The following is a 23157-nucleotide window of genomic DNA, read 5'->3' as shown; positions in this document are numbered from 1 at the left end:
CACCCCCCGCCCCCCGCCCGGCCCGCCCCGGGCGGGGGAGGCCCGGCGCGGTGGGCTGCCCGGGGGGGGGGGGCCGCGCGCGCGGGGCGGCCTGCGCGGCCTGGTCTTCGAGCTGCGGCCGCTGGACCTCGCGGAGAACGGCCTGGTCGAGGCGGTCTGCGCGCACGCCGCCGGCGTCGAGGCCCGCACCGGGCTGCTGGTCGACGTCGAGGCGCCCGGCGACCTCGACCTCGACGTCGACGTGGAGGTGCAGGAGGACCTCTACCGGATCGTGCAGGAGGCGCTGCACAACGTCGTCAAGCACGCGCACGCCACCGAGGCCGGCGTGCGCATCCGGCGGCCGGCCACCGGCGGCGGGCTGGTCGTCGAGGTCACCGACAACGGCTGCGGCGCGCTGCCCGACGGAGGGCCGGGGGAGCCGGCGCCGGGGTCGGGGAGGCTGGGGCTGGTGTCGATGCGCGAGCGCGCCGAGCGCTGGGGCGGGCGACTGGCCGCCGGGCCCCGCCCGTTCGGCGGCTGGCGCGTGGAGGTGACGCTGCCCGCGCCGGGCGGCGAGGGGAGGAGCCGATGAGCACCGGACCGACCGACGCCGCGCCGGCGGCCGGGGTCATCGGCGTCCTGCTCGTCGACGACCACGCGATCGTCCGCCGGGGCGTGCAGGCCTACGTGGCCGGCATCCCGACGCTGCAGGTGCTGGGGGAGGCCGGAGACGGCCAGCAGGCCGTCGAGCTGCTGCACCAGTGGCACACCACCGGGCAGCCGCTGCCCGACGTCGTCCTCATGGACCTGCAGATGCCGCGCATGGACGGCGTCGCCGCCACCGCCGCGATCGTGCGGGCGCACCCGCAGGTGAAGGTCGTCGTCCTCACCAGCTTCGGGGAGGTCGAGCGGGTGCACGCCGCGCTGGCGGCCGGTGCCGCCGGCTACGTGCTCAAGGACGCCGATCCCGCGGAGGTGGCCACCGCGATCACCGCCGCCGCGGCCGGCGAGGTGCACCTGGACTCCGCCGTCGCCCGGCAGCTGGCCCGCCGGATGGCCGCGCCGCAGACCGGCCTGACCTCGCTCACCACGCGCGAGCGGGAGATCCTCACCCTGGTGGCGCAGGGCCACTCCAACCGGGACATCGCCGACCGCCTGGTGATCAGCGAGCGCACCGCCCGCACCCACGTCAGCAACGTGCTGAGCAAGCTGCAGCTGTCCAGCCGGACCCAGGCCGCGCTGCTGGCGATCCGCGAGGGGCTCATCCCGCCACCGGCCTGAGCCGCGCCCCCGCCCGGGGCGCGACGTTTGACGTAGCCGGGGCGGGCTGTCGCGGCCGTCACAGTGCCGACCTAGCGCCGATCCCCGCAGGTCGGGGCGCTCCTTACGGTGGGCGTGAGCGTGGTCACCCGGCTGCGCCCGTGCCGCGAGAGCCGCTGGAGGCCCACCCGTGACGTCCGTCCTCGACCGGAGCGCACCCACCCGGACGTCGTCGGACTGGACCGCCGAGCTCGTCGTCGCGGCCCGCCGCGACGAGGCCGACGGCGTCGTGGGCCTCGACCTCGCCCTCCCGGCGGGGGAGCAGCTGCCCGCCTGGGCGCCCGGCGCGCACATCGACGTGGAGCTGCCGGGCGGCCTGACCCGGCAGTACTCCCTGTGCGGCGACCCGGCCGAGACCGGCACCTGGCGGATCGGCGTCCTGCGGGAGCCGGAGAGCCGCGGCGGCTCGCGCTGGATCGCCGACGAGCTCGCCGTCGGCGATCGGCTGCGGGTGCGCGGCCCGCGCAACAACTTCCCGCTGCTGCCCGCGGCCCGCTACGTCTTCGTGGCCGGCGGCATCGGCATCACCCCGCTGCTGCCGATGGTCCGGGCCGCCGAGGCGGCCGGCGCCGACTGGGAGCTGCACTACGGTGGCCGCACCCGCGCCTCCATGGCCTTCCTCGCCGAGCTGGCCCCGCACGGCGACCGGGTCACCCTGCACCCGCAGGACGAGGTCGGGCTGCTGCCGCTGGCCACGGTCCTCGGGACGCCGGCCGCCGACACCCTCGTCTACTGCTGCGGCCCCGCCCCGCTGCTGGACGCGGTCGAGGAGGCCTGCCGCCCGTGGGCCCCCGGCGCCCTGCACGTCGAGCGGTTCACCGCCGCCCCGGTCGTCGCCGACGGCGAGGACACCGCCTTCGAGGTGGTCCTGCAGCGCTCGGGCACCACCGTCGCGGTGCCGCCGGAGCTCACCGTCCTGGAGGCCGTCGAGAACGCCGGCGTCCCGGTCCTGTCCTCGTGCGCCGAGGGCATCTGCGGCACCTGCGAGACCGCCGTCCTCGAGGGCGAGCCCGACCACCGCGACTCCCTGCTCGACGACGACGAGCGCGCCGCGGGCGACGTGATGATGATCTGTGTGTCGCGTTGCCGGGGGCCGCGCCTCGTGCTCGACCTCTGACCCCTCCCGCCCGGCCTGAACCCGAACCGAACACCCACCGAGGAGTACCCGTGGCAGCCAACCCCATCGTCCTGAACGGCTGGTACATCGGCGCCTGGTCCGACGAGGTCGGCCGCACGCTCATGCAGCGCTGGATCTGCGGCCGGCCGGTGTGCTTCTACCGGCTGTCGGACGGCACCGCCAACGCGATCGAGGACCGCTGCCCGCACCGCCGCTACCCGCTGTCGCTGGGGCAGCTGGACGACGACGTCATCACCTGCAACTACCACGGCTACAAGATCGACGGGTCGGGCCAGTGCGTCGGGGTCGCCGAGCAGCCGGACATGCCCAAGGGCGCCACGGTGCACCGGTTCCCGGTCGTCGAGCGCTACGGCATCGTCTGGATCTGGCCGGGTGACGCGGACAAGGCCGACCCCGACGACATCCCCGACGTCTCCTGGCTCGAGGACCCGAACTGGACCCACGTGCAGGGCTCGGTCGGGCTCAAGGGCCGCCAGGTGCTGCTCGTGGAGAACCTGCTCGACCTGACCCACGAGACGTTCCTGCACCCGACCTCGATCGGCAACGCCGCGGTCGCCGCCACCCCGATCGACGTGATCGGCGAGGGCAACAAGGTCTCCTTCGTCCGGCACATGATCGACATCGAGGCCCCGCCCTTCTACCGGTCCTCGATGGGCGTGACGACCAACATCGACCGCTGGCAGGACGGCGACTTCTACGCGCCGGGCATCTTCATCCTCAACATCCGGATCGCGCCGACCGGCACCGAGGAGCCCGAGGGCTTCCACATGAAGGTCATCTACGGCATGACGCCGGAGACCGAGACCACCACGCACGACTTCTTCGCCCTGGGCCGCGACTACAAGATCGACGACCAGGAGCTGTCGGACTTCCAGCTCAAGCAGCAGCTGGCGGTCATGAAGGAGGACGTCGACGCCCTCGAGATCCAGGAGAAGATGGTCGCCACCGACCCGGGCATGATCGAGTCCTCGATCCGCTCCGACGTCGCCGGCATCCGCGGCCGCCGCCTGCTGGAGAAGATGGCCAAGGCCGAGGCGGCCGCCCGCGGCGAGGCCCCGGCCCGCCCGGCGCGCCCCGTCCGCCCCGCCGCCGCCGCGCCGCAGCCGGCCGGTCAGGCCTGAGGGCCGGCACGATGGCGACCTTCGTCCTCGTCCACGGGGCCTGGCACGGCGGCTGGTGCTGGGACCGGGTGGCCCCGCTGCTCCGCGGCGCCGGCCACGAGGTCCACGCCCCCACGCTGACCGGGCTGTCCGAGCGCGCGCACCTGCTGTCCCCGCTGGTGGGGCTGGACACCCACGTGGAGGACGTCGTCCGGCTGATCGACACCTTCGCCCTGCGCGACGTCGTCCTGGTCGGGCACAGCTACGCCGGGCAGATCGTCACCGCGGTCGCCGACCGGCGGCCCGACGCGATCGCCAAGCGGGTGTACCTCGACGCCTTCGTCGGCGACGACGGCGAGGCCGCGCGGGACCTGCTGCCCGAGCAGGTGGAGCACCACTGGGCCGAGTCGGCGGCCGAGCAGGGCTTCGGCTGGCTGGTGCCGGTGCGCAAGCTCTCGGTCCTCGGCGTCACCGAGCAGGCCGACGTCGACTGGCTGACCCCGAAGCTGACGCCGCACCCGTGGAAGACCTACCTCGACCGGCTCGACCTCACCGGCGCCGTGGACACTGTGCCCGCCGCGTTCGTCGAGTGCGTGACCTGGATGCGGGTCTTCCAGGCCCAGGGCGAGCGGGCGCGCGAGCGCGGCTGGCCGGTGCACGAGCTCGACACCGGCCACGAGGCGATGGTCACCGCCCCCAAGGCGCTGGCCGACGTCCTGCTCGAGCTCGCCCGCTGATCGCGGTCCCCACCCACCCGACCCACCCCCAGGAGACCACCGTGGAGTTCCTCGTCCGCTCCGAGAACCGCCTGCCCGCCGAGACGCCGGCCGAGCGGCGGGAGGAGCTGCGGACCGCCGAGCGGGCTCGCGCCATGGAGCTGCGCGCCGCGGGCACCCTCAAGCGGCTGTGGCGGGTGCCCGGGCGCAACGCCACCATCGGGCTGTACGAGGCGCCCGACGCCGCGGCGCTGCACGATGCCCTGGTGTCCCTGCCCATGTCCCCGTGGCTGGACGTGCACGTCGAGGCGCTGGCCCAGCACCCGCAGGAGAAGGCATGACCACCTCCACCGGTCAGAGCCCGCCCACCCGCCAGCTGCGCATCACCTTCCGCCAGTACGACGGTGAGATGCTCGGGACGTGCTGGTGCGGCCGCACCAAGACCAGCCCGCACCCGCGACCGCTGTGGGAGTGGCTGGACGACCACGAGCACCTCACCGGCGAGGAACGGAAGGGCAGCGATGAGCACTGACACCCCGATCGGCAGGTTCGACCTGCCGGGGACGCCGGTCTTCGACGGGCAGACCAGCCGGCGCGGTTTCCGCATGAACAAGCTGTTCATGAGCCTGCGTTCGGCCGAGGCACGGGAGCGGTTCCTGGGCGACGAGGCCGCCTACTGCGACGAGTTCAAGCTGACCCCGGAGCAGAAGCAGGCCGTCCTCGACCGGGACTGGCAGCGGATGATCGACCTGGGCGGCAGCATCTTCTACGTCTACAAGCTGGCCATGATGGACGGCCGGTCGATGCAGTACCTCGGTGGCGTCTTCAGCGGCATGACCGAGGAGGAGTTCGTGGCGGCGATGCGGGCAGGAGGACGACGTGGCTGAGGTGATCTGGGGTCTGGCGACCTCGCACGTCCCCTCCATCGGGGCGGCGATGGACCGCGGCAAGACCGAGGACCCGAACTGGAAGGGCCTGTTCGACGGCTACGCCCCGGCGCGGGAGTGGCTCGCCGAGCACGAGCCCGACGTGGCGATCGTCGTCTACAACGACCACGCCAACGGCGTCGACCTCGACATCGTGCCGACCTTCGGGATCGGCACCGCCGAGCGGTACGAGGTGGCCGACGAGGGCTTCGGCAAGCGTCCGGTGCCCGACGTCGTGGGGGACCCGGAGCTGTCGCTGCACCTGCTCGAGAGCCTGGTGGACGACGGCTTCGACCTCACCGTGTTCCAGGAGCTCGACGTCGACCACGGGTTCACCGTTCCGCTGTCGGTGTGGACGCCGGACCCGGGCGAGGCCTGGCCCTGCCCGGTGATCCCGCTGCTGGTCAACGTCATCCAGTACCCGCAGCCCACGGCCGCGCGCTGCTACGCCCTGGGACAGGCGCTCGGCCGGGCCATCGCGAGCTACCCGAAGGACGTCAAGGTGGCGATCCTCGGCACCGGCGGGATGTCCCACCAGCTGGCCGGGGCGCGGGCGGGCTACATCAACCCCGAGTTCGACCACATGTTCCTCGAGGCCATCGAGAAGGACCCGGAGAAGCTGACCACGCTCTCCCGCGAGGACTACATCCGCGAGGCCGGGTCCGAGGGCATCGAGATGATCATGTGGCTGATCATGCGCGGTGCGATGAACGCCCAGGTGACGAAGGTGCACTCGCACTACTTCGTACCGGCGTCCAACACCGCCGCGGCGATCGCGCTGTTCGACAACCGGGTGCCGCAGCCGGCGTAGAGAAAGGACCCCGTCCCCCTCACGCCTCGCAGGCTCGGCGCGAGCCTCCGGACGGGGCCATCCGACGAACGGGCCGTGCTCCCCTCCCGGGGGCACGGCCCGTCGGCGTCTCAGCGGGCGGTCACCAGTCGACGCCGGCGCGCTCGGTGCCGGTGCGGATCAGCCCGCCCCGGTCGGCCCGGTAGGTGTTCATCACGGTCAGCCGCGGGCTGTAGACGTGCACGCTCACCGCCGGTTCCGGCGCACGGTTGGTCACCCGGTGCACGTGGTGCGGCCCGAACGGGCGCACCCGGCCGGAGGCGAGCTGCCGGGCCTCCGGCAGCGCCCCGACCTCCTCCGCCAGCGTGCCGCGGACGACCGCGAAGGCCCCGGAGGAGCCGCCGTGGTCGTGCAGGTCGGTGCCCTGGCCGGGCAGCCAGGACAGCAGCCACACCTGGGCCTCGGCGAGGTCGGCGTGCAGGGCGGGGTCGAGGGCGTCGGCGGCGAAGCCCGGGTCGAGCAGGTGCGTCCAGCGGTGCTGGGCGCGGAACTCGACCAGCGGGGACCACCGGTGCTGGACCGCGGCGAGGGCCGCGGCGAGGCCGGCCGCGCCGGTGCGGCGGACGGTCGGGTCGATGGGCGGGACGGGAGACAGCAGGGAACGGGTCACGACGGGGTCCTTCGGGGTCTGCGGGCAGAGTGGGCGGTCGTCAGCGGCGCCGACATCGCGCGCTGTCCACCCGCAGCAGGTCCACGGCGACGCGACGGGTGAGCCCGGGCCGGGAGACCGCCACGTCAGCCCCGCCGGGCGGTGCGGGCGGCGTCCACCTGCGGCCGTGCGGCGGTCAGCCAGGCGTCCAGCGGGGCGGGGTCGTCCCAGGTCTCGTCCAGCAGGTAGAGCCCGCGGGTGGGCGCGGTGGCGCCGAGCTCGACCAGCACGGGCTTGAGCAGCAGCTCGGGCGCGAGCGCGTGCGCCGGCCCGCCGCCCAGCATGAGCGGCACCGCGACGACCCCGGCGAGGTCGCCGGTGCCGATCTGGTCGAGGAACAGCTTGAGCAGGCCGGTGTAGGTGGCCTTGTAGGTGGGGCTGGCGACGACGGCGACCTCGGCCGCCCGCACCGCGGCGACCGCCTCCTCGACGGCGGGGTCGCCCCAGCCGAGCAGCCCGGCGCCGAGCTCGACGACGTCGACCACCCGGTCGGCGGGGGCGCCGGTCAGCCGCTCGACGACCAGCTCGGCCGCGGCGCGGGTGCGGGAGTGCGGCTTGGGGTTGCCGACGACGGCGACGGTGCTCACCGGGCTCCCGCCGCCGGGGTCGCCCGGGCCGCGTCGCGCTTGGCGACCTCCTCGCGCACGATCGGCAGCACGTACCGGCCGACGTCGATGGCGTCACCGAGCAGGTCGTAGCCGCGCATCGAGATGATGTCGACACCGAGGTCGACGTAGTCCAGCAGCGCCCGCGCCACCGTCTCCGGGGTGCCGACCAGCGCGTTGGAGTTGCCCGCGCCGCCGGTGGCCCGGGCCGTCGGCGTCCACAGCGCGCGGTCGAACCGCTCGCCGCGCTCGGCGATCTCCAGCAGTCGCTGGGAGCCGGTGTTCTCCGGGCCGGTGAGCGGGTGGCGCCGCGACAGCGGCTGCAGCCCCCCGCCGGTGCGGGCGGTGATCCGGTCGACGGTGCGGTACGCCTTCTCCCAGGCCAGTTCCTCGGTGGGGGCGATGATCGGCCGGAAGGCGACCTGGATGCGCGGCAGCGTGGTGCGCCCGGCGGCCCGTGCGGCGGCGTGCACCCGCTCGATCTGGGCGGCGGTCTCGGCCAGCGGCTCGCCCCACAGCGCGTAGACGTCGGCCTCGGCGCCCCCGGCGGCGTAGGCGGCCCCCGAGGAGCCGCCGAAGGAGACGTCGGGCCGGGGCTGCTGCACCGGGAAGGTGTCGCTGACGAAGTCGGCGAACCGGTAGTGCTCGCCGTCCCAGTCGAACGGCTCGCGCGAGGTCCAGGCCTTCTTGACGATCTGGATGTACTCGCGGGTGCGGCCGTATCGCTGGTCCTTGGTCAGGTAGTCGCCCTCGCGCTGCTGCTCGTGGTCGGTGCCGCCGGTGATGAAGTGCACGGTCAGCCGGCCGTCGCCGATCTGGTCGAGGGTGGCGAAGGTCTTCGCGGCGAAGGTCGGGTAGCTGACGTTGGGCCGGTGGGCCAGCAGCACCTGCAGCCGCTCGGTGTGGGAGAGCAGGTAGGCCGCGGCGGCCGAGGGCTCCGGAGCACCGGAGCCGTAGGCGAACAGCACGCGGTCCCAGCCCCAGTCCTCGTGCGCGCGGCCGAGTCGCAGGGTGAACTGCTTGTCGAAGCTCGGCCCGGAGCGCGGGGTGGTCTCGGATCCGTCGTTGGTGGCGGCGATGCCCAGGAACTCGATCGGCACGGGGGTCCTCGCAGGGATGAGCGGCCGCGCGGGACGGCGGCCGGAGGGGGAGCGGACGGGGGCGCCGTCAGCGACAGCGGGCCGACCAGACGCGGCCCAGGTCCACGTGCGCCCGACGGACCAGCCGCGGCGCGGCGGCGGTCGGGACGGGGAGGACGGGCACGGACATATCTCTACCATCCCGATCGGGTTTGACGACAATGCGGCCGGCGTGCCACGCTCCCGGGCAGGTCAAGAGCGCCAGCGACAAGCCCCGGCTCGCTGGCCGGCAACCCTTCCTCCGCGATGGGGTGCCCCGGGTGACGACCAGGTGGGTGCCGACCGGCTCCCGCAAGCGCGGACCCGAGGTGGGTCCCCGAACCGAGGAGGCCTGCGTGACCGGCGCCGTCCTGTCCCGTCCCGTCGTCGACGTCCCCGCGGCCCCGGAGCGGCCGCTGCTGCCGGTGGTCGGCGCGGGCACCGAGGTGCCGCTCGTGCCGTCCGGCAGGCTGCGCTACGCCGACCTCGACACCGCGGCGAGCACGCCGGCGCTGGTCGCCGTGGCCGACCGGGTGGCCGAGGCGCTGCCGCTGTACGCGAGCGTGCACCGGGGCGCGGGCTACCTGTCCCAGGTGTCGACGGCGCTCTACGAGTCGGCGCGGGACACGGTGGCCGCCTTCGTCGGCGCCCGGCCCGACGACGTCTGCGTGCTGACGCGGAACACCACCGACGCGCTGAACCTGCTCGCCGGCTGCGTGCCGGCCGGGGAGCGGGTGCTGGTGCTCGACTGCGAGCACCACGCCGACCTGCTGCCGTGGCAGCGCCGCGCGACCACGACCGTCCTGCCCACCGGCGCGACGGTTCCGGCGACCCTGCGGGCGCTGGCCGGCGAGCTCGCCGCGCGGCGGTACGCCCTGGTCGCGGTCACCGGAGCCTCCAACGTCACCGGGGAGGCGCTCCCGCTGGCCGACGTCCTCGAGCTCGCGCACGCGGCCGGCGCCCGGGTGGCCGTCGACGGCGCCCAGCTGGTGCCGCACCGCCGGTTCTCCCTGGCCGCCACCGGCGCCGACTACGTCGCGTTCTCGGGGCACAAGCTCTACGCCCCGTACGGAACCGGGGCGCTCGTGGGTCGCCGCGACTGGCTGGACGCCGCCCCCGCACACCTCGCCGGCGGGGGAGCGGTGCACGCGGTGACCGTGGAGGAGGCCACCTGGGCCGCGGCTCCGCACCGGCACGAGGGCGGCTCCCCGAACGTGCTGGGCGCGGTGGCGCTGGCGGCGGCGTGCGACGCCCTCGCCGCGCTGCCGGAGGAGGCGCTCGAGGCCCACGAGCGGGCGCTGCGGGCCCGGCTGGAGGCCGGCCTGGACGCGCTGCCCGGCGTGCGCCGGCTGCGGATCTGGCCCGACTCGGTCGCGCCCACGGGCGTGGTGGGCTTCACCGTCGAGGGCGCCGACCCCGGGCTGGTGGCGGCGGTCCTGTCGGCCGAGCACGGCGTCGGCGTCCGGGACGGCCGGTTCTGCGCCCACCCGCTGCTCGCCCGGCTCGGCGTGCCCGAGGGGGCGCTGCGGGCCAGCGTCGGCGTGCCCACCACGGCGGCCGACGTCGACCGGCTGCTCGACGGCCTGGCCGCGTTCCTCGCCGACGGTCCGGTGACCCACTACGTCGTCCGGGACGGCCGCTGGCAGCCGGCCGACGACCCGCGCCCGCTGCCCGGACCGGCCGGCGCCGACCTCCGGGCGGTCGCGCGCGGCGCCGGCTGCGGGCCGGCGGGGCGCTGACCGTGTCAGCCCGGCAGCAGCACCGTGCGCAGCTCGTGGGCGCCGTCGGCGCGGGTCGCCTCGTAGAACCAGCGGACGCCGCCGCCGGGGACGGCCACCGCGTCGGCGTAGCGCAGCCCGCCCGGCGGGTGCGGGCTCTGCAGCAGTGGGCCACCGGGGACGGCGGTGAAGCGGCCGTCCCCGTCGGTCACCGCGAGCCCGGTGCGCTCCTCCCAGTTCTCCTCCGCCGTGGCCCGTCCGTCGTAGAGCGCCCAGGTCCCCGCGCCGTCCAGGGCGACGGCGGTGAACCGCACGCCGCGGGCGTCCCAGCTGCCCGGCGTGCCGGCCAGGGCGGTGCCCTGCCAGGTCCAGGCGACGCCGTCGTCGCTGGTCGCGTGCTCGGTGGTCATGCGGTCGGTGGCCAGCGGGTCGTCGAGCGGGTGGACGCTGGCCCACAGGTGCCACCGCCGCCCGTCGTGCCGGACCACCGGGTCCTTGACCGCCTCGGCGTCGCTGCCCGGCAGCACCGTGCGCGGGGTCGCCGTCCCCAGGTCCTCGACGGTGCCGGCCTCCAGCAGGTCGACCCGCCAGTGCTTGGTGCCCGGGGTCGCGCAGCTGACGTAGAGCCGCCAGCGGCCGTCGGGCGTGTGCACCAGGGCCGGGCGCTCGAGCGACTCGGCGCCGAACGCGTCCTTGCCGATCCCCACCACGGGGGTGAACCGCACGCCGTCGTCGGAGCGGGCGACGACGTTGGCGAAGCCCCGGCCCTCGCCGAGCGGCCGCCGCAGCCGGTAGGCCAGCCACCACGTCCCGTCGACCAGCTGCGCCGACGGGCCGCCGGCCCACGAGCCCCGGCGGGCGTCCTCGGGGGCCACCGCCACCTCGGCGTCGGCCCAGAACCGGCGCGGGTCGGGGTGGCGGAGGGGGTTCTCGGGCACGCGGCGGCTCCGGTCTCGGGTGGTGGGGACGCCGCCCAGTGTGCACACCGATCCAGGAGGGGGTCCGCATGAGCGGCCGACTGCCGCAGTTCGTCATCGCCGGCGCGCCCAAGGCGGGGACGACGGCCCTGCACGCCGCGCTGGCCACGCACCCGGGGCTGTACCTCTCCCCGGTCAAGGAGCCGAAGTACTACCTGACCGACGGCCGGCCCCCGCCGCGCAGCGGGCAGCGCGGTCCCGGGGACGCGCACAGCGCCCGTGAGTGGATCTGGCGCCGGGAGGACTACCTGGCGCTGTTCGCCGCCGCCCCGCAGGACGCCGTCCGCGGGGAGAGCACGCCGTTCTACCTCTACGACCGGGGCGCGCAGGAACGGCTGGCCGCCGACGTCCCCGACGTCAAGGTCGTGGTGGTCGTCCGCGACCCGGTGGACCGCGCCTGGTCGAACTGGGTGCACCTGCGGGCCGACGGGCTGGAGCCGGTGGCCGACTTCCTCACCGCCGTCCGGGCCGAGGAGCAGCGGGTCGCCGACGGTTGGGCGCCGTTCTGGCACTACCGCGGGCTGGGCCGCTACGGCGAGCAGCTGCGCGACCTGTACCGCTCGGTGCCGCGCGAGCAGGTGTTCCTGCTGCGCTACCGGCAGCTGGTCGACACCCCGCGGGAGACGCTGGACCGGGTCAGCACCTTCCTCGGCGTCGAGCAGGGGATCGCGCACACCGTGGCCCCCGAGAACGTCAAGCCCTACGTCGCCGACACCCCGCGGTACCGGGCGCTGGCCCGGGTCGCGCGGGCCGGGGCGGCGCTGGGCGCCTACGCCCCGCCGCAGGTGTGGCGGCAGGTCAGCCGCCCGCTGGTCGTGGCGCTGCACGCGGGACGGGCGCCGCGGCCGGTCATGCCGGTCGAGGTCCGCCGCGAGGTGCTCGGCCCGCTGCTCGACGACATCGCCCTGCTCGAGGAGCTCACCGGCGAGTCCTTCGCCGACTGGAAGGGCGACACCGGCCGCGGCGACTTCCGGTCCCGCGCGGCCGGCTCGTCCCGGACCTGACCCAGGAGAGGAACCCCGATGACCGTCACCGACGACGAGATCCGCTCGCCGGCGATCAGCCGGCGGCTGCTGGGTACGCGGGAGATCGTGCTCGTCCACCACACCGACTGCGGGATGCTGACCTCCACCGACGAGGACGTCCGCGCGACGATCGAGCAGGAGGTGGGCACCCGGCCGCACTGGCACTCCGAGGCGTTCGCCGAGCTGGCGGAGGACGTCCGGGCCCAGCGGCAGCGGATCCTCGACAGCCCGTTCATCCCGGTCAAGGACAGCGTCCGCGGCTTCGCCTTCGACGTGACCACCGGGAAGCTCTCGGAGGTGCACTGACCATGACCACCGTCGAGACCCCCGCCGTCCCCGACCACCCCCTGCCGACCCTGCCCGTGGCGGTCGAGGCCGGCGAGCAGATCCCGCTGGAGCGCCGGTCGTGACCCCCCTCCACCTGGCCGTCGCCCTGGACGGCGCCGGCTGGCACCCCGCCGCGTGGCGCGAGCCGGACGCCCGCCCGGACGAGCTGTTCACGGCCGGCTACTGGGTGGACCTCGTGCAGGAGGCCCAGCGCGGGCTGCTGGACCTGGTCACCTTCGAGGACGCGCTGTCGCTGCAGTCGACCGACCGGGAGGGGCCCGACGACCGCACCGACCAGGTGCGCGGCCGGCTGGACGCCGTGCAGGTCGCCGCGCGGGTCGCCCCCGTCACCCAGGGGATCGGGCTGGTGCCCACCGCCGTCGTCACGCACACCGAGCCCTTCCACCTCTCCAAGGCCATCGCCACCCTCGACCACGTGAGCACCGGCCGGGCCGGGGTCCGGGTGCGGGTCTCCACCAGCCCGGCCGAGGCGGCGCACTTCGGCCGGCGCACCCTGCCCGAGCTGCGCAGCGTCGACCGGCACGACCCTGCCGTCCAGGCGGCGCTGCGGGAGCTGTTCGACGAGGCCGCCGACTGGGTCGAGGTGGTCCGCCGGCTGTGGGACAGCTGGGAGGACGACGCCGAGATCCGGGACGCCGCCACCGGCCGCTTCGTCGACCGGGACAAGCTGCACTACATCGACTTCACCGGCCGGTGGTTCTCGGTGAAGGGCCCCTCGATCACGCCGCGGCCGCCGCAGGGCCAGCCGATCGTCTCGGCCCTGGCCCACCAGACGATCCCGTACGAGCTCGTGGCCCGCAGCGCCGACGTCGGGTACGTGACCCCGGGGGACGCCGTGGACGCCGCGGCGATCGTCGGCGAGATCCGCGCCGCCCAGGCGCTGGCCGGCCGCGCCGAGGAGACCGTGCACGTCTTCGGCGACCTCGTGGTGTTCCTCGACGCGACACCGGAGGCGGCGGCCGCGCGCCGGCGGCGGCTGGACGAGGCCGCGGGCAGCGAGTACGTCAGCGACGCGCGGGTGTTCGCCGGGACGCCGGCCCAGCTGGCCGACCTGCTCACCGAGTGGTCCCAGGCGGGCCTGACCGGCTTCCGGCTCCGCCCGGCCGCCCTGCCGCACGACCTGGTGCAGGTCACCGAGGGCCTGGTGCCGGAGCTGCAGCGGCGCGGCCTGTTCCGGACCGCGTACGAGGCGACCACGCTGCGCGGCCTGCTGGGCCTGCCCCGGCCCGCCAACCGCTACGCCCCGGCCTGAGGAGATCCACGATGACCAAGCAGATCCACCTGGCGGCGCACTTCCCGGGGGTCAACAACACCACCGTCTGGAGCGACCCGGAGGCCGGCAGCCACATCGAGTTCTCCTCGTTCGTGCGGTTCGCACAGGCCGCCGAGCGGGGGAGGTTCGACTTCCTGTTCCTCGCCGAGGGCCTGCGGCTGCGCGAGCAGAACGGGCTGATCTACGACCTCGACGTCGTCGGCCGGCCGGACACCTTCACCGTGCTGGCGGCCCTCGCCGCGGTGACCGACCGGCTGGGGCTCACCGGGACGATCAACTCGACGTTCAACGAGCCCTACGAGGTGGCCCGCCAGTTCGCCACCCTCGACCACCTCTCCGGCGGCCGGGCCGCCTGGAACGTGGTGACCTCCTGGGACGCCTTCACCGGCGAGAACTTCCGGCGCGGCGGCTTCCTGCCGCAGGACCAGCGCTACGAGCGGGCCCGCACGTTCCTGCAGACGGTGCTGGAGCTGGCCGACACCTGGCGGGGCGACGAGGTGGTCGCCGACAAGGAGCGCGGGGTCTTCCTGGGCGACCCACAGGCCGGCCGGTTCGCCCACCGGGACGCGCACTTCGACATCGCCGGGCGCTTCGACGTGCCGCGCAGCCCGCAGGGCCGGCCGGTGGTCTTCCAGGCCGGCGACTCCGAGGAGGGCCGGGAGTTCGCCGCGTCCAGCGCGGACGCGATCTTCAGCCGGCACGCCACCAAGGAGGCGGGTCAGGCCTTCTACGCCGACGTCAAGGGCCGGCTGGCGCGCTACGGCCGCAGCCGCGAGGAGCTGCTCATCCTGCCGGCGGCCACCTTCGCCATCGGGCACACCGACGCCGAGGCCGCGGAGCTCGCGCACGAGGTGCGCCGGCAGCAGGTGTCCGGGCAGACGGCGATCCGGTTCCTCGAGCAGGTGTGGAACCGCGACCTCTCCGCCTACGACCCCGACGGACCGCTGCCCGACGTGGACCCGGTGGTGGGCGAGTCGCACGTCGCCCAGGGGCGCGCCCAGGTGCGCATGCACCGCGACCCGCTGGCCACCGCGCGGCAGTGGCGGGAGCTCGCCGCAGAGAAGCACTACTCCATCCGCGAGCTGATGATCGAGGTGCAGAGCCGCCAGTCCTTCATCGGTTCGCCCGCCACGGTGGCCGCGGCGATCGACGACCTGGTGCAGTCCGACGCCGCGGACGGCTACATCCTCGTCCCGCACATCACGCCGGGCGGGCTGGACCCGTTCGTCGACCGGGTGGTGCCGCTGCTGCAGGAGCGCGGCGTCTTCCGCGCGGACTACACCGGGACGACGCTGCGCGACCACCTGGGCCTGCCGCCGGTGCCCCCGCGGGCCCGCTGAGGCCGTTCACCGCCGGCGTTGCCGGTCGACCTCGTGCACTGCCGGTCCGGCAGGACCGGCAGTGCACGAGGAACACCCGCATAACACCCGCAGAGCACCCGCGCTGACCACCGACCGGACGAGCGGAGCGCGCCATGACGACCACCGGGGCGGACGACGGCCCGGGCTTCCCCGGGGTCGAGCGCGTGGTGGTCGACGGGGTGCCGCTGGCCTACCGGCAGCGCGGGGAGGGAGAGCCGGTCGTCTTCGTGCACGGCGGGATCAGCGACCTGCGGACCTGGTCCGGGCAGCTGGGACCGGTCGCCGCGCGGTACCGGGCGATCGCCTACAGCCGCCGGTTCGCCCGGCCCAACGCCGACGTCCCGCCGGGAGCCGCCGACCCGATGCCGGTCCACGTCGACGACCTGGTCGCCTTCCTCCGCGAGCTCGACGCGGCGCCGGCCCACCTGGTCGGCAACTCCTGGGGCGCGTTCATCTGCCTGCTCACCGCGATCGAGCACCCGGACGCCGTCCGCAGCCTGGTCCTCGAGGAACCGCCGCTGCTGCCTCTGGTGCTCGGCCCGGGCTCCCGCCCGCACCCCGGGGTGCTCGCGCGCAGCCTGCTCCGGCACCCGGGCGCCACGCTCGCGGTCCTCGCCTTCGGCCTGCGCACCTTCGCTCCGATGGCCTGGGCCCGGCGGCGGGGCGATCCCGAGCGCGCGTGGCAGGGCTTCGCGCGGGGCGTGCTGGGCCGCGAGGCGTTCGGCAGGCTGACGGAGGACCGCCGGCAGCAGATGCGGGACAACGCGAGCACGCTGTCGGCCGCCCTGCGGGCCGGCTTCCCGCCGCTGCCCGAGTCGGCCGTCCGCGGGGTCCGCGTGCCCACCCTGCTGCTCACCGGCGCCCGGAGCCCCGCCGTCGTGCGGGCACTCAGCCGGTGGCTGGCGACGCTGCTCCCGCGGGTCGAGCAGCTGCAGGTGCCCGGCGCGTCGCACCTCCTGCACGAGGACCGCGCCGAGTTCGTCAGCGACGCGATCCTGGGGTTCCTCGACCGGTGCCGGCCGCCCGGCTGACGCCGCACGGCCGGCACCGGCCCGAGGTCAGGAGCCGACCGCCGGGTTGACCACCGGCTCGTCGACGGCCTCGTCGGACAGGCCCCACCGCTCGAGGGTCTGCGCGTAGGTGCCGTCCTCGAACGCGTGCTGCAGCGCCGCCTCGACGGCGTCGATCAGGCCGTTGCCCTTGAGCGAGGTGGCCGCGACGTAGGTGGTGTCGGGCCACCCGGCGTTGACCGTGCCGACGATCTCGACGTCCCCGACCGACTGCTGGTAGACGGCGTTCGGGTTCGGTCCGATGTAGGTGTCGATGCGGCCCGACTGGAGCGCCAGCAGCGCGTCGGCGGCGTTGGCGTGGTACTCCAGCTGCGCGGGCTCCAGCCCGGCGGCCTCGTTCTGCGCGTTCCAGTCCAGCAGGATCCGCTCCTGGTTGGTGCCCGAGCCGACCGCCACGGTCAGGCCGGCGATGTCCTCGGCGCCGGCGATCGACAGCCCGCTGCCGGGCTTCGCGGTGAACGCCATCACGCCCTGGCGGTACGTCGCGAAGTCGAACAGCTGGAGCCGCTCGTCATTGACGCCGACGTTGCTGAACACCGCCTCGAGGTCGCCGCTCTGCACGCCCAGCGGCCACTGCTCCCAGGCCACGTTCACCACCTCGAGCTCGAGGCCGAGGGAGTCGGCGACCAGCGCGGCGATGTCGACCTCGCTGCCGACGACGGTGGCGTTGTCGTCGGCGAGGAAGCCCAGCGGCGGCTCGCCGGTGCCGACGACGCCGACGGTGAGCGTGCCGTCCTCGCCGATGTCGGCCGGCACGAGCGCGGCGGCGTCGGGGTCCTCGTCGGTGGAGACCCGGCCGGCCTGCTCGGGGCTGGTGTCCACCACCGGCGCCGGCGTGGCCTCGCCGGCCTCGGACGCGGCCGCGGCGGTGTCGGCGCGCTGGCCGGCCTCGATCTCCGCGGAGCTGGTGCAGGCGGAGAGGAACACGGCGGACGACACCGCCAGCGCGGCGGCCGCCCGGATTCGGGTGCGGGTCATGGGGGATCTCCTCGCGAGGGGTCAGGCGCCCAGGCCGGGCGGGTTGGTCTCGGACCGCTCGATCGCCTCGGCGCCCAGGCCCCAGCGGTCGAGGACCTGCTGGTAGGTGCCGTCCTCGATGGCCGAGTTGAGCGCGGCGGTGAAGGCCTCGGCCAGGCCGTTGCCCTTGGCCGTGGCGACGGCGATGTTGGCGGTGTCGGGCCAGCCGCCGTTGACCGTGCCGGCCACGGCGACGTCGTCCGGGGAGACCGCGGCGCTGTAGGCGGCGATGGCGTTGGGGCCGAAGTAACTGTCCAGCCGGCCGGACTGCAGCGCGAGGACGGCGTCGTTGTAGGACTCGTAGTAGTCGATGGTCACCGGCTCCAGCCCGGCGTCCCGGTTCTGCTGGTCCCAGGCGAGCAGGATCTGCTCCTGGTTGGTGCCCGAGCCCACGCCGACGGTGAGCCCGGCGATGTCGGCGGCCTCGTCGACCTGCAGGTCGCTGTCGGCCCGGACCAGCCAGCCGAGCTGGTCGACCCGGTAGGACGAGAAGTCGAACAGCTGCTTGCGCTCCTCGGTCACCGTGACGTTGGAGATGGTGGCGTCGACCTCGCCGGACCGGGTGGCCAGCGGCCAGTTGGACCAGTCGTTGACGACCAGCTCCAGGTCGAGGTCGAGCGCGTCGGCGACCAGGGTGGCGATGTCGGTCTCGCTGCCGATCACGGTGGAGTTGTCGTCGGCGAAGAAGGCCAGCGGCACCGCGCCCTGGGTCACCGAGACCCGCAGGACGCCGTCGGGGAAGGCGCCCTCGGGCAGCAGGGCGATCGCCTCCTCGCTGGGCTGGGTGTGGATGCGGTCCTGCTCGGGGCCGGTGTCGACCGACAGCGCGGTGCGCTCGCCGCCCTCGCCGGCGCGGGCCTGCTCCTCGATCTCCGCGGAGCTGCTGCAGGCCCCGAGCGCCAGCAGCGACACGGCGGCGAGGACGGGGACGAGGCGGGCTCGTCGGGTACGGGCGGTCACGGGTCTCTCTCTTTCGTGGGGAGGGCGCGCGGGCGCGCGCCACCGACGGACGGCGCGGTCGAAGGACCCCCTGCCCCCCACCGCTCGCAGGCTCGCGGCGGGCCCCTGCAGGGGGCCGTGGGGAAGTGGGGTCCGCTGCTACAGGACCTTGGCGAGGAAGGCGCGGGTCCGTTCGTGCTGCGGGTCGTCGAGCACCTGCTCGGGCGGGCCGGCCTCGACGATGCGGCCGTCGTCCATGAAGACCACCTGGTCGGCGGCCTTGCGGGCGAAGCCGATCTCGTGGGTGACGACGACCATCGTGGTGCCGTCGCGGGCGAGGTCCTCGATGACGCCGAGCACCTCGCCGACCAGCTCCGGGTCCAGCGCCGAGGTCGGCTCGTCGAACAGCAGCACGGCCGGCCGCATCGCCAGCGCGCGGGCGATGGCCACCCGCTGCTGCTGCCCGCCGGACAGCTGCCGGGGGTAGGCGCCGGACCGGTCGGCCAGGCCCACGCGGGCGAGCAGCTCGCGCGCCTCCGTCTCGACCTCCCCGCGCCGGCGGCCCTGCGCCGACACCGGCGCCTCCACCACGTTCTCCAGCGCGGTCAGGTGCGGGAACAGGTTGAAGTTCTGGAACACGAAGCCGAACCGGGTGCGCTGGCGCAGCAGGTCCTTCTCCTGCAGCTCGTGCAGCCGGTCGCCGTCCCGGTGGGCGCGGCGGCGGTAGCCGACGAGCTCGCCGTCGAGCGCGACGAAGCCGCGGTCGACCTTCTCCAGGTGGTTGATGCTGCGCAGCAGCGTCGACTTGCCCGAGCCCGACGGCCCGAGGACGACGGTGACGGTGCCCGGCTCGACGACCAGGTCGACCCCGTGCAGCACCTCGACCGCGCCGAAGGACTTGTGCACGCCGTGCACCTCGACGCGACCGGGACGGGTGGGCAGGGGGGCGGCGGTCACCGGGTCACCTCGGAGCCGGGACGGACCCGGGCCAGGCCCGCGGTCAGGTTGGCGCGCAGCCGCTGCAGCGGCGTCGGCGGGAGGGTGCGGACGGCGCCGCGGGCGTAGTGGCGCTCGACGTGGTACTGGACGACGGTGACCACCGTGGTCAGGACGACGTACCAGACCGCCGCCACGATGAGCATCGGCAGCACCCGCTGCGTGCGGCCGTAGATGACGCTCACCGTGTAGAACAGCTCGCCGAGGGCCAGCACGTAGACGATCGAGGTGCCCTTGAACAGGCCGATCACCTCGTTGACCGCCGTCGGCACGATCGAGCGCATCGCCTGCGGCAGCACGATCCGGGTGGTCTGCCGGCGCCGCGGGATGCCCAGCGACGCGGCCGCCTCCAGCTGGCCCTGGTCGACCGAGAGGATGCCGGCCCGGACGATCTCGGCGGAGTAGGCGGCCTGGTGCAGGCCGAGCCCGAGGATCGCGGCGCCGAACTTGTCGATCAGCGAGAGCGTCTCGACGCTGCCGAACGACGGGCCGAACGGGATGCCGAAGTCCAGCGACTGGTACAGGTAGGCGAGGTTGTACCAGAGCAGCAGCTGCAGGATCAGCGGCACGGAGCGGAACACCCAGGTGTAGCCCCAGCTGACCGCCTGCAGCAGCGGGGAGCGGGACAGCCGCATGAGCGCCAGCACGGTGCCGAGGGCGAAGCCGAGGACGGCGGTGATCAGCGTCAGCTGGATCGTCGTCCAGACGCCCCGGACGATCGACTCCTCGGTGAGGTAGGCGGCGACGACGTCCCACTCCCACCGCGGGTTGGTGACCAGGGAGTTGACCACCATCGCGAGCAGGACGGCGACGACGGCGGTCGCTACCCAGCGACCGGGGTGCCGGGCGGGCACCACCGTGAGCTGGTCGTAGGGCGTCCCGGACGGCGGAGGAGCGGCGGTCTCCGCGGTGGGCCGCGGCACGAGCGTGGTCATGCGGGGTCTCCCAGGGACTTCTCGAAGGCGTACCCGAGCCGGCCGGGGGGCAGGGTGCGGAGGGTGGCCAGGTCGGTGGGGCGGGGGACGGCGGGGTCGAACAGCGGTGTCCACCCCGCGGCCAGGTAGAGCGCCTTGGCCTCGGGCTGGCGCGGGCCGGTGGTCAGGTACACGCGGGTGTAGCCGCGGGCGGCGGCGCGGGACTCGAGCTCGGCCAGCACCCGGCGGGCCAGGCCGCGACGCCGGTGCGCCGCGGCGGTCCACATCCGCTTCACCTCGGCGGTGCCGGGGTCGCTGTGCCGGCGGTAGGCGCCGCCGGCGACCGGGGTGCCGTCCTCCAGCAGCAGGAGCAGCTCACCGTCCGGGGGGAGGAACTCCGCGGCCGGGTACCGGGTGAGCTCGGCGGCGGCGCCGCCGTAGAGGTCGCCGTAGCGGCTGTCGTACTCGTGCCGGAGCTCGGCGAACAGCGGTGCGGCCAGCGGGTCGTCGGGGTGGACCGCGACGACGGCGAGCCCGGGTGCGGCGGTCACCGGGCCGGCTCGACGCCGAGCAGGGGGGTGGGGGACATGCGGGTGCTCCCAGGAGGACGAGCGGGTGGGGGTGCGCGGGCACGCCGCCGGCACCGCGCGGGTGCGGTGGGCAGGAGCGGGCGGGGCCGCGGGGGACCGGCCGGAGCCGGCCGGGGGAGGGAATGCGTCAGCGACAGAGCGCGCTGTCGGTGCGGAGCAGGTCGACCGTCAGCCGGCCGACCAGGTCGGCGGAGAGGGTCCGGGTGCTCGCGGTGCTCACGGTCGGCGCTCCTCGTTCGAGGCCCCGGAGGGCTGCGGACTTGCGGACGCGACGTGCGTCCGCCAGGTCGTCACCCGGGGCACCCCGTCGCAGCGGAGGGTTGCCGGCCAGCGAGCCGGGGCTTGGAACTGGCACTCAGGACCTGGCCGGGACGATAGATCCCGAGGAACAATCACGTCAAACCCGATCGGTTTGGTAGACATTGCAGGCAGCGGAACGACGGCAGGAGGGGAGGCGACGTGACCAGGCCGGAACTGGCGCAGCGGCGGCACGTGGACCTGCTCCGCACCTGCAGCGCGCTGTGTCCGGAGGGCTGACCGACCCCCGTCCCCCCTCGGCACTGGAGCACGCCCGCATGTCCCTGCCCGACCCCGCCTCCCTGCCCACCCTCGTCGTCGTGGGTGCCGGCCCCACCGGCATCGGCGTCCTCGAGCGGCTCGTCGCCTCCGCTCCCGAGCTGTCGGCCGGCGCCCGGCTGCAGGTCCACCTCGTCGACCCCTTCCCCCCGGGCGGTGGGCGGGTCTGGCGCGCCGAGCAGCCGGACCTGCTGTGGGCGAACTCCCTGGTCGCCGACGTCACCGTGCTGCCCGACCCCTCCGTCGTCGTCGACGGGCCGGTGGGGCAGGGGACGACGTTGTGGGAGTGGCTGCGCGACGTCGCCCGTGCCCGCCCCGAGGAGGACCCGGTCGGCCGCGAGGCGCACCGGCTCGGCCCGGCGTCCTTCCCCTCCCGGCCGCTGGTCAACGCCTACCTCGGCTGGGTCCTGGAGTCCGTGGTGGCCGACGCCGCGCCGTGGCTCGACGTCCACCTGCACGCGACCCGCGCCGTCGACGTGGCCGACGTCCCCGGCGGCGCGCGGGTGCGGCTGGCCGACGGCACCGTGCTCGCCGCCGACGCCGTCCTGCTCGCCCAGGGCCACCTGGACGCGCGGCCGACCCGGGGGGAACGGGCCACCGCGGCGGTCGCCGCCCGGCGCGGACTGACCTACCTGCCCACCGGCTACACCGCCGACCTCGACCTCTCCGCCCTCGCGCCGGGGGAGGACGTGCTGGTCCGCGGCGCCGGCCTGGCCTTCGTCGACCTCGCGGTGCTGCTCACCAGCGGGCGCGGCGGGCGGTTCGAGCGCGAGGACGACGGCCGGCTGCGCTACCTGCCCTCGGGGCAGGAGCCGGTGCTGCACGTCGGCTCGCGCCGCGGCGTCCCGTACCGGTCGAAGCTGGCCTACCCCTGGGGCGGGCCGCCGGTGCCGCTGCGCTTCTTCACGCCGGCCGCCGTCGACGCCGCCTTCGGGCCCGCCGCGCTGCTGGACCTGCGCACCGACCTCGCGCCGCTGATCGAGCGCGAGCTCGGCTGGGCGCACTACACCGAGTTGTTCCGCGCCCACCCGCAGCGGACGGCGATGGCGTGGGAGGAGTTCGCCGAGGCCTGGGCCGCGGCGGCCGCTCCCCGCGCCGAGCGGGCGCTCGTGGAGCGGGCGGTGCCCGACCCGGCCGACCGGTTCGACCTCGCCGCGCTGGACCGGCCCCTCGCCGGGCAGCACTTCACCGATCCCGAGGCCCTGCAGGAGGCGGTGCGCCGGCACGTGCGGGCGGACCTGCGCCGGTCCGCGGACCCGGCGCACAGCAGCGACGCCGCCGTCTTCACCGCCCTGCTCCAGTGCCACGGCACGATCGCCGGCCTGACCGCCGCGGGGCGGCTGACGCCCCGGTCGGAGGCCGAGGACCTCACCGGGTGGTGGATGAACCTGTTCAGCTACCTGGCCAGCGGCCCGCCCGGCCCGCGCCTGGAGGAGCTGCTCGCCCTGTCGGAGGCGGGGGTGCTCCGGTTCCTCGGCGCCGACGTCGAGGTCGTGCTCGACGAGGACGCCGGCGTCTTCCGGGCCCGCTCGTCCAGCGTCCCCGGCGTGGTGGAGGCGCGGACGCTGGTGGAGGCCCGGCTGCCCGCGCCGGACGTCGCCGCCACCCCCGACGAGGTGGTCGCCGGTCTGCTGCGGCGCGGCGAGGGGCGGGAGCGGGTGCTGGCCGACCCGTCCGCGCCCGCCGGCGTCCGGCGTACCGGCCGGCTGGACGTCGACCCGTCCGGCCGGGTGGTCACCGCGGACGGCACCCCGAGCGAGCGGGTGTCGGCCGTCGGGTTCTGGACCGCCGGCGCGCAGGTCGCCGCCTTCGCCCGGCCGCGGACCAATGCCCCCTTCTTCCGCCAGAACGACACCCTGGCCCGCGACCTGTGGCGCCGGCTGGCCGCCGGTGCCCTCCTCACCACCGCCGGAGCCGCGTGACGCCCACCGGCTGACCTCTGGACGGGCTGC

General features: G+C 75.1%; 24 protein-coding genes, 1 pseudogene and 2 riboswitches. Of the genes and pseudogenes, 16 read left to right on the top strand and 9 right to left on the bottom strand.

Annotated elements, in window-relative coordinates; translation table 11 throughout:
- From ACI789_RS20445 to ACI789_RS20405, 9 genes and pseudogenes are all read left to right on the top strand, one after another.
- Positions 1 to 571 (top strand): sensor histidine kinase (locus ACI789_RS20445; protein ID WP_457011217.1); only part of this gene is annotated, 571 nt, incomplete at its 5' end.
- Positions 568 to 1260 (top strand): response regulator, encoded by a 693-nt coding sequence (locus ACI789_RS20440; RefSeq protein WP_456918114.1) that lies wholly within the window; start codon positions 568 to 570, stop codon positions 1258 to 1260. The genes ACI789_RS20445 and ACI789_RS20440, both read left to right, overlap by 4 nt.
- A 148-nt stretch (positions 1261 to 1408) precedes the next feature.
- A pseudogene (locus ACI789_RS20435) lies at positions 1409 to 2416 on the top strand (PDR/VanB family oxidoreductase); the annotation flags it as partial.
- A 50-nt stretch (positions 2417 to 2466) separates the two neighbouring features.
- On the top strand, positions 2467 to 3558 hold the full coding sequence (locus ACI789_RS20430) for a Rieske 2Fe-2S domain-containing protein (RefSeq protein WP_456918113.1): 1092 nt from the start codon (positions 2467 to 2469) through the stop codon (positions 3556 to 3558).
- Positions 3559 to 3569: 11 nt separating this feature from the next.
- A complete protein-coding gene (locus ACI789_RS20425) occupies positions 3570 to 4274 on the top strand; it encodes an alpha/beta hydrolase (protein WP_457011216.1) in 705 nt (234 codons plus the stop codon).
- 41 nt (positions 4275 to 4315) lie between these two features.
- Positions 4316 to 4594, top strand: coding sequence for a muconolactone Delta-isomerase family protein (locus ACI789_RS20420; RefSeq protein WP_456918111.1), 279 nt, complete (start codon positions 4316 to 4318; stop codon positions 4592 to 4594).
- Positions 4591 to 4785 carry a hypothetical protein gene (locus ACI789_RS20415; protein ID WP_457011214.1) on the top strand — a complete coding sequence of 65 codons (195 nt, stop codon included), beginning with the start codon at positions 4591 to 4593 and terminating at the stop codon, positions 4783 to 4785. Before ACI789_RS20420 ends, ACI789_RS20415 begins: the two co-directional genes overlap by 4 nt.
- A complete protein-coding gene (gene ligA, locus ACI789_RS20410; RefSeq protein ID WP_457011213.1) occupies positions 4775 to 5140 on the top strand; it encodes a protocatechuate 4,5-dioxygenase subunit alpha in 366 nt (121 codons plus the stop codon). Before ACI789_RS20415 ends, ligA begins: the two co-directional genes overlap by 11 nt.
- Positions 5133 to 5990, top strand: a complete 858-nt coding sequence (locus tag ACI789_RS20405; RefSeq protein ID WP_457011211.1) for a class III extradiol dioxygenase subunit beta — start codon at positions 5133 to 5135, stop codon at positions 5988 to 5990. The genes ligA and ACI789_RS20405 overlap by 8 nt, the downstream gene beginning before the upstream one ends.
- A 121-nt stretch (positions 5991 to 6111) precedes the next feature.
- Here ACI789_RS20405 and ACI789_RS20400 read toward each other — a convergent pair whose 3' ends face one another.
- The 3 genes from ACI789_RS20400 to ACI789_RS20390 form a co-directional block, all read right to left on the bottom strand.
- Positions 6112 to 6639 carry a cysteine dioxygenase gene (locus tag ACI789_RS20400; protein WP_457011210.1) on the bottom strand — a complete coding sequence of 176 codons (528 nt, stop codon included), beginning with the start codon at positions 6637 to 6639 and terminating at the stop codon, positions 6112 to 6114.
- Between the two features lie 125 nt (positions 6640 to 6764).
- Positions 6765 to 7265, bottom strand: coding sequence for an NAD(P)H-dependent oxidoreductase (locus tag ACI789_RS20395; protein WP_457011209.1), 501 nt, complete (start codon positions 7263 to 7265; stop codon positions 6765 to 6767).
- Entirely contained in the window at positions 7262 to 8383 is a 1122-nt protein-coding gene (locus tag ACI789_RS20390) for an LLM class flavin-dependent oxidoreductase (RefSeq protein ID WP_457011208.1), read from the bottom strand. The genes ACI789_RS20395 and ACI789_RS20390 overlap by 4 nt, the downstream gene beginning before the upstream one ends.
- A 229-nt stretch (positions 8384 to 8612) precedes the next feature.
- A riboswitch (SAM riboswitch) is annotated at positions 8613 to 8726 on the top strand.
- 31 nt (positions 8727 to 8757) lie between these two features.
- Between ACI789_RS20390 and ACI789_RS20385 the strand changes: the two genes are divergently transcribed.
- Entirely contained in the window at positions 8758 to 10140 is a 1383-nt protein-coding gene (locus tag ACI789_RS20385; RefSeq protein ID WP_457011207.1) for an aminotransferase class V-fold PLP-dependent enzyme, read from the top strand.
- 5 nt (positions 10141 to 10145) lie between these two features.
- Here ACI789_RS20385 and ACI789_RS20380 read toward each other — a convergent pair whose 3' ends face one another.
- Positions 10146 to 11057, bottom strand: a complete 912-nt coding sequence (locus tag ACI789_RS20380; protein WP_457011206.1) for a hypothetical protein — start codon at positions 11055 to 11057, stop codon at positions 10146 to 10148.
- A 68-nt stretch (positions 11058 to 11125) separates the two neighbouring features.
- On the opposite strand from ACI789_RS20380, the gene ACI789_RS20375 reads away from it, so the two are divergent.
- The 5 genes from ACI789_RS20375 to ACI789_RS20355 all read left to right on the top strand — a co-directional run bounded on the left by ACI789_RS20375 (position 11126) and on the right by ACI789_RS20355 (position 16134).
- Positions 11126 to 12100, top strand: coding sequence for a sulfotransferase (locus ACI789_RS20375; protein ID WP_457011205.1), 975 nt, complete (start codon positions 11126 to 11128; stop codon positions 12098 to 12100).
- 18 nt (positions 12101 to 12118) lie between these two features.
- On the top strand, positions 12119 to 12427 hold the full coding sequence (locus ACI789_RS20370) for a hypothetical protein (RefSeq protein ID WP_457011204.1): 309 nt from the start codon (positions 12119 to 12121) through the stop codon (positions 12425 to 12427).
- A 100-nt stretch (positions 12428 to 12527) separates the two neighbouring features.
- Complete coding sequence (locus ACI789_RS20365) at positions 12528 to 13721, top strand: LLM class flavin-dependent oxidoreductase (RefSeq protein WP_457011203.1); 1194 nt, start codon at positions 12528 to 12530, stop codon at positions 13719 to 13721.
- Positions 13722 to 13732: 11 nt separating this feature from the next.
- Positions 13733 to 15082 (top strand): NtaA/DmoA family FMN-dependent monooxygenase, encoded by a 1350-nt coding sequence (locus ACI789_RS20360; RefSeq protein WP_457011202.1) that lies wholly within the window; start codon positions 13733 to 13735, stop codon positions 15080 to 15082.
- 134 nt (positions 15083 to 15216) lie between these two features.
- The gene (locus ACI789_RS20355; protein WP_457011201.1) at positions 15217 to 16134 is read left to right on the top strand and encodes an alpha/beta fold hydrolase; all 918 of its coding nucleotides are present in this window, start codon (positions 15217 to 15219) and stop codon (positions 16132 to 16134) included.
- A 27-nt stretch (positions 16135 to 16161) separates the two neighbouring features.
- Here the strand turns inward: ACI789_RS20355 and ACI789_RS20350 are convergent, their stop codons facing one another.
- The 5 genes from ACI789_RS20350 to ACI789_RS20330 all read right to left on the bottom strand — a co-directional run bounded on the left by ACI789_RS20350 (position 16162) and on the right by ACI789_RS20330 (position 20590).
- The gene (locus ACI789_RS20350) at positions 16162 to 17151 is read right to left on the bottom strand and encodes an ABC transporter substrate-binding protein (RefSeq protein WP_457011200.1); all 990 of its coding nucleotides are present in this window, start codon (positions 17149 to 17151) and stop codon (positions 16162 to 16164) included.
- 21 nt (positions 17152 to 17172) lie between these two features.
- Positions 17173 to 18150, bottom strand: coding sequence for an ABC transporter substrate-binding protein (locus tag ACI789_RS20345; protein ID WP_457011199.1), 978 nt, complete (start codon positions 18148 to 18150; stop codon positions 17173 to 17175).
- Between the two features lie 138 nt (positions 18151 to 18288).
- Complete coding sequence (locus tag ACI789_RS20340; RefSeq protein ID WP_457011198.1) at positions 18289 to 19086, bottom strand: amino acid ABC transporter ATP-binding protein; 798 nt, start codon at positions 19084 to 19086, stop codon at positions 18289 to 18291.
- A complete protein-coding gene (locus tag ACI789_RS20335) occupies positions 19083 to 20060 on the bottom strand; it encodes an amino acid ABC transporter permease (protein ID WP_457011197.1) in 978 nt (325 codons plus the stop codon). The genes ACI789_RS20340 and ACI789_RS20335 overlap by 4 nt, the downstream gene beginning before the upstream one ends.
- On the bottom strand, positions 20057 to 20590 hold the full coding sequence (locus ACI789_RS20330) for a GNAT family N-acetyltransferase (protein WP_457011196.1): 534 nt from the start codon (positions 20588 to 20590) through the stop codon (positions 20057 to 20059). Before ACI789_RS20330 ends, ACI789_RS20335 begins: the two co-directional genes overlap by 4 nt.
- A gap of 290 nt (positions 20591 to 20880) precedes the next feature.
- Positions 20881 to 20992: riboswitch (SAM riboswitch) on the bottom strand.
- 212 nt (positions 20993 to 21204) lie between these two features.
- Between ACI789_RS20330 and ACI789_RS20325 the strand changes: the two genes are divergently transcribed.
- Positions 21205 to 23127 carry an FAD/NAD(P)-binding protein gene (locus ACI789_RS20325; RefSeq protein ID WP_457011195.1) on the top strand — a complete coding sequence of 641 codons (1923 nt, stop codon included), beginning with the start codon at positions 21205 to 21207 and terminating at the stop codon, positions 23125 to 23127.
- Positions 23128 to 23157: the final 30 nt, after the last annotated feature.

The organism is Geodermatophilus sp. SYSU D00965, from assembly GCF_054050075.1.
Note: the sequence above shows the minus strand (reverse complement) of the source record. Positions and strands in the feature narration are given on the sequence as shown.